The 5,140-nt window shown below is 73.8% G+C and carries 3 protein-coding genes and 1 pseudogene; 3 read left to right on the top strand and 1 reads right to left on the bottom strand.

Annotated features, from left to right (window positions below; genetic code table 11):
• Window positions 1-92: 92 nt before the first annotated feature.
• On the bottom strand, window positions 93-1,019 hold the full coding sequence (locus tag KBX53_RS21535) for a 2-hydroxyacid dehydrogenase (RefSeq protein ID WP_210861259.1): 927 nt from the start codon (window positions 1,017-1,019) through the stop codon (window positions 93-95).
• Window positions 1,020-1,202: 183 nt separating this feature from the next.
• On the opposite strand from KBX53_RS21535, the gene KBX53_RS21530 reads away from it, so the two are divergent.
• The 3 genes and pseudogenes from KBX53_RS21530 to KBX53_RS21520 form a co-directional block, all read left to right on the top strand.
• The gene (locus tag KBX53_RS21530; protein WP_051708835.1) at window positions 1,203-3,020 is read left to right on the top strand and encodes a GAF domain-containing SpoIIE family protein phosphatase; all 1,818 of its coding nucleotides are present in this window, start codon (window positions 1,203-1,205) and stop codon (window positions 3,018-3,020) included.
• Between the two features lie 81 nt (window positions 3,021-3,101).
• On the top strand, window positions 3,102-4,274 hold the full coding sequence (locus KBX53_RS21525) for a PQQ-dependent sugar dehydrogenase (protein WP_210861258.1): 1,173 nt from the start codon (window positions 3,102-3,104) through the stop codon (window positions 4,272-4,274).
• Between the two features lie 60 nt (window positions 4,275-4,334).
• Window positions 4,335-5,140 (top strand): annotated as a pseudogene (locus KBX53_RS21520) (metallophosphoesterase); the annotation flags it as partial.

The following is a 5,140-nucleotide window of genomic DNA, read 5'->3' as shown; positions in this document are numbered from 1 at the left end:
GTCACCCTGCCGGCCGTCCGTGGGGCGGACCTGCCCCGGCTGGTCGCGGCAACCGGCCAGCCACTGCCGGGTGCCCCGGCGGACGCGCCGGGTCAGTAGCCGTCGACCACTGTGTTGATCAGCGGTTGCCCGGCGGCGAAGCGGCGCACCTGATCGCCCACCAGTCGGTAGGCACGCGGTAGCAACCCCCGCACCGACCCGCCCACGTGCGGGGTGAGCAGCACGTTCGGCATGGTCCAGAGCGGGGAGTCGGCGGGCAGCGGCTCCGGGTCGGTGACGTCCAGCGCCGCCGAGATCCGACCGGTGCCCAGCTCGGCGACGAGCGCATCGGTGTGCGCCACCGGCCCGCGGGCGGCGTTGACCAACAGCGACCCGTCCGGCATCGCGGCCAGGAACGCCTTGTCGATCAGGCCACGGGTCTGGTCGGTGAGCGGCACCAGCACCACCACCACGTCCGCGTCGGGCAGCAGCCGGGGCAGCTCCTCGACGGCGTGCACCCCCTGCTCCGGCCGGGCCGTCCTGGCGACCAGGGTGAAGCTCACGTCGAAGGGGGCGAGCCGGTCGCGCACCGCGGTGCCGATCGAGCCGGCGCCGACGATGAGCACCCGTTTGCCGGTCAGTTCGTCGGTAGGGGTGTGCTCCGCGTACGCCCAACGCCGCTCGGCCTGGGCGCGGACGAACGCCGGAAACGCCCGCAGCTGGGCGAGGATCGCGGTGACGACCCACTCGGCGGTGGCGGGGTCGTGCACGCCCCGGGCGTCGCAGAGCGTGACAGTCGGCGGGGTCCGGCCGGCCCAGGCGTCCGCCCCGGCGGAGAGCAGTTGCACCACCGCCAGGTCGGGCAGCTCACCCAGCACCGTCGTCCCGTCCGAGCCACCCAGGAACGGCGGCACCCAGAAGCGAACGCCGGCCGCCTCGGACGGCATCCGGTCGGTGTGCTCGAAGACCTCCACCGTCACGTCCGGGGGCAGCTCGCCCAGGAGGTTCAGGCCGGCCTGGTGCGGAATCCATACCTTCACGTCCGCCGACGATAGTCCCCGGCGGCGCGGACGGTGCGGGCACGGCGGTGAACCGGCGTCCGGGCGGTGGCGCACGGGGCCACGGCGGGCGAGACTCAGCACAGCGAGGTTCGAGCCGGGCCTTCGCGAGGTATAAGGAAGGGTCGGAGGGCCGTCCTCCTCCGCCCGGCAGACAGGTGCACGATGACCGACGGCTCCCCCGCCTCCCCCCGGCGACCGATCGCGCCCCCCTCGGCGCTCGGCGACCCAGCGCGGTTGCGCGCGCTCGCCGACACCGGGCTGGACGCCGCTCCGGACGAAGCGTTCGACCGGTTCGCCCGGTTGGTCAGCGACCTGTTGGACGTGCCGGTGGCGCTGGTCTCGCTGGTCTCCGCCGACCGGCAGTTCTTCCCCGGCGCGGTCGGTTTGCCCGAGCCCTGGTCGCAGCGTCGGCAGACTCCGCTGAGTCACTCGTTCTGTCAGCACGTGGTGGACATCGAGGTGCCGATGGTGCTGCCGGACGCCCGGCTCTACCCGCGCGTCCGGAACAACCTGGCCATCGACGACCTCGGCGTGGTCGCCTACGCCGGGATGCCGCTGACCGACCTATCCGGCCGGGTGCTCGGCTCGCTCTGCGCCATCGACAGCAAACCGCGCGCCTGGACCGCCGCCCAACTGCGGACCCTGGCCGACCTGGCCGCCGCCTGCTCGTCGGAGCTGCGCCTGCGGATCGCGCTCGACGGCGCGCAGGAGGCGCGGCGGCGGGTCGTGCAGGCGCACGAACGGCTGGAGTTGCTGGCCGGGGTGAGCGAGACGTTGGCCGGCACCCTGGACGTGGGCGTCGCCCTGCGCCGCCTCGCCGCCACCATGGTGCCGCTGCTCGCCGACTGGTGCCTGCTCACCCTGATCGGGCCGACCGGCCTGCCCCGTGAGGTGGTCTCGGTGCACCGGGACCCGGCCCGCGCCGCGGACGTCGACCGCTTCGGTGAGCTGCTGCGCACCGGGCTGGGCCCCGATTCGATAGTCCGGGCGGTGCTGCGCACCGGCCAGCCTCGGCTCGGCAGCGTGGCGTCCCTGACCGACGTGGAGCGGGGCACCATCCACCCGGAAATGGTCTCCATCGCCGGCCGGTTGGGCATCGCCTCCTACCTGAGCGTGCCGGTGCGGGGCGTCGGCGGCACGGTGCTGGGGGCGATCACCCTCGTGAACGACGGGCACCGTCAGCAGTTCGACGACCGGGACCTGCTCACCGCGGTCGACATCGGCCGCCGGGCCGGCCAGGCCGTCGGCAACAGCTCGATGTACGGCGAGCAGCGGCACGTCGCCGAGGTGCTGCAACACAGCATGCTGCCCCGGCTGCCGGTGGTGGCGGAGCTGGAGCTGGCGGCCCGATACCAGCCGGCGGCCGACCGGGTGGAGGTCGGTGGCGACTGGTACGACGCCTTCGTGCAGCCCGACGGCGACGTGATCGCGGCGATCGGGGACGTGGCCGGGCACGACATCGAGGCCGCGGCGACCATGGGCCAGCTGCGCAACCTGGTGCGGGGCAACGCCTTCGGCCGGCCGGACGCGGTCGGGTCCCTGATGAGCGACCTGGACGGCGCCATCCGTGGCCTTCGGCTGCCGATCGCCGCCACCGCGACGCTGGTGCGGATCTGTCCGCAGCGCGCCGGTGCGCACGAGGTGACCTGGTCCAACGCCGGGCATCCGCCGGCCCTGGTGGTCCGCGTCGGCGGGGCGGTCGAGGTCCTGGCCGCGACGCCGGAGCCGCTGCTCGGCCTGGCCCGCCCGACGCGGCGGAGCAGCCACTCGACCAGCCTGGCCACCGGTGACACCCTGCTGCTCTACACCGACGGGCTGATCGAACGGCGGGACCGGTCCATCGACGACGGGTTGGCCGAGCTGATGAGCCGCCTGGCCGGCACTCACACGCTGCCCCTCGGCGACCTCTGCGACCTGCTGCTCGCCTCGATCCGGCACCGCGAGGACGACACCGCGCTGCTGGCCGTACGGGCCCGCTGAGGCCGGTCCACCGGAGACCATCGGTACCCGTTGGATCTCGACGGGCCCGGTCGGGCCGCGCGGCGGGCTACCCTGGGCCGGGTGAGCGCCCGTCCCCCGTACCCTCGCATCCGCCGCCTCCGGGCGGCTCTCGCGGCGTCCTGCGCGGCGTTGCTGTTCGCCGCCGGTTGCAGCTTCGGTGAGCCGGAGCCCGACCCGGCCGGCGAACCGCCCAACCTGCCGACCCCGTCCGCGTCGGCGAACCCCGGCGGCAGCGGTCAGCAGGCGGTGGCGACAGTGCTCGCCAAGGGCCTGCGGGTGCCGTGGGCCATCGCCTTCCTCCCGGACGGCGGCGCGCTGGTCACCGAACGGGACAACGGCCGGATCCTCCAGGTCGGGCCCGAGTCCGGGCCGGACGGGCTGCGGGTCCGACCGGTGCAGACCATCCCCGACGTGGCGGCGGCGGGCGAGGGTGGCCTGCTCGGCATCGCCGTCTCCCCCGACTACGCCCGGGACCGGACGGTGTTCGTCTACTACACCGCCGAACGGGACAACCGGGTCGCCCGGCTGCAACTCGGCGGGCAGCCCACTCCGATCCTCACCGGCATCCCCAAGGCCAACGTGCACAACGGCGGTGGGCTGGGCTTCGGCCCGGACAAGCAGCTCTACGTCAGCACGGGTGACGCCGGTCAGCGCCCGCTTTCGCAGGACGTGAAGAGCCTCGGCGGCAAGATCCTCCGGGTCACCCCGGACGGCAAGCCCGCCGCCGGCAACCCGTACCCCAACTCCCCGGTCTGGTCCATGGGGCACCGCAACGTGCAGGGTTTCACCTGGGACGCCGCGAAGCGGATGTACGCCGTCGAGTTCGGCCAGAACACCTGGGACGAGGTCAACCAGATCACCAAGGGCGGCAACTACGGCTGGCCCGAGGTCGAGGGTAAGGCCGGCGACAAGCGGTTCACCGACCCGATCGCGCAGTGGCCGACCTCGGACGCGTCCTGCTCCGGGCTGGCCGCCACCGAGCAGTTGCTGGTCACCGGCTGCCTGCGCGGCAAGCGCCTCTGGGTGATGGAGCTGACCGACACCGGGACGCTGCTCGGTCAGCCCAGTGAGCTGCTCACCAACCGCTACGGCCGGCTGCGCGCGGTGGCCGCGGCACCGGACGGGTCGCTCTGGGTGAGCACCTCCAACCACGACGGGCGGGGCGACCCGGCGGGCGACGACGACCGGCTGCTGCGGGTGGTCTTCGCGGGCGGCGACGGCGGGCGCAGCTGATTCCGTCACCATCCGTTCAGGTTTACCAAGATCTTCCGACGGGCAGGCCAGACTTTCAGCATGGACGGGCAACGCGACGAGCGGCACGACGACGCCGATGACCGGGACGACCCGGTGACCGGCGACGATCGGACGCGCCTGGGTTGGTGGGCCGGTGCCGCCGGCCCGCTGCGCCGCCTCGGGCTGGTCGTCGCCGTCCTCGCCGTGGCCCTGGCCGGGGCGGTTCTCGGGGTGCTGGCCGGTGGTCAGGTGAGCACCGACATCGGCCCGTTCCGGGCCAACCTCAGCATCTCCCCCGCCCGCGACGGCGGCACCACCGTCGACATCCCGCCGCTGGGCGCGCTGCTGCTCGACAGCCACAGCGGGCCGACCCACCTCACCGTTCGGCTGGGCGCGCTCGACCAGGGGCGCACCGAGGCGCTGATCGACGACCCGGCCAGCATCAGCCGGGCCAGCCAGAGCGCCGTGGAGGACGTCCGCTCCGGGGTGATGCGCCTCGGCCTGCGTACCCTCGGCGCGTCGGTGCTGGTCACGTTGATCCTGGCCGGGCTGATCTTCCGCAACGTCCGGCGCACCGCCTGGGCGGGTGGGCTGGCGCTGCTGGTCACCGCCAGCAGCCTCGGCACGGCGGCGGCGACCCTCCGGCCGCAGGCCATCGAGGAGCCACGCTACGAGGGGCTGCTGGTGAACGCGCCGGCCATCGTCGGTGACGCCCGCCGGATCGCCAACGACTACACGAAGTACGCGGAGCAGTTGCAGCGCCTCGTCGGCAACGTCAGCCAGCTCTACACCACCGTCTCCGCGCTGCCGCTGTTGGAGCCGACCCCCGGCACCACGCGGGTGCTGCACGTCTCCGACATGCACCT

It is taken from the genome of Micromonospora sp. M51 (genome assembly GCF_018070305.1).
Classification (GTDB): Bacteria; Actinomycetota; Actinomycetes; order Mycobacteriales; family Micromonosporaceae; genus Micromonospora; species Micromonospora parva.
This window is presented reverse-complemented; position numbering and strand designations above follow the sequence as displayed.